Genomic DNA, 495 nt, shown 5'->3' with positions numbered 1-495 from the left:
GACGCCCTGGCCCAGCGCACGCCAGAGGACTTCCCCGAGCTGCTGCGCCAGTGGCGGCAGATGCTGCAACAGGCGCTGGTCGGTTTGCTGCGCGAAGACCACGGCCCCAGCAACCTGGAAGACATGGCGCGGGTCTTCGCCCGCCTCGAAGCCCTGTGCCATGGTGCGCCGCTGTTACCGTTGTGGCAGGTCACCTCGGCGCTGGTGGAAGGCATGCTCATTGGCGTGGTTGCCAACAGCCCGGCGTTGCGCAGTTTGCTCAAGGCCTGCGACAAGCCACTCAAGCGCCTGCTGATCCAGGGCATCAACGGCATCAACACCCCGGCCCCGGATGAGCTGCTCAAGAGCCTGTTGTTCTACGTCGCCAAAGTCACCCGACCGACTCCACGGATGCAAAGTTTGAAAGAACGTTATGGCCTTGATGAAGCTTTGCCCGACAGCGCCGTGGTGGACGCCGAACGCGCCCGCCTGGCCGGCCCGGACCGCGACGCGATG

The 495-nt window shown here is 65.3% G+C and carries 1 protein-coding gene; it reads left to right on the top strand.

The genetic code is table 11. The annotated features are described in order from the left end of the window. Positions 1-495 (top strand): hypothetical protein (locus HX846_RS36745; RefSeq protein WP_178967406.1); only part of this gene is annotated, 495 nt, incomplete at both ends.

The sequence above is a fragment of the Pseudomonas sp. K5002 genome (genome assembly GCF_013386655.1).
Lineage (GTDB): Bacteria > Pseudomonadota > Gammaproteobacteria > Pseudomonadales > Pseudomonadaceae > Aquipseudomonas.
This window is presented reverse-complemented; position numbering and strand designations above follow the sequence as displayed.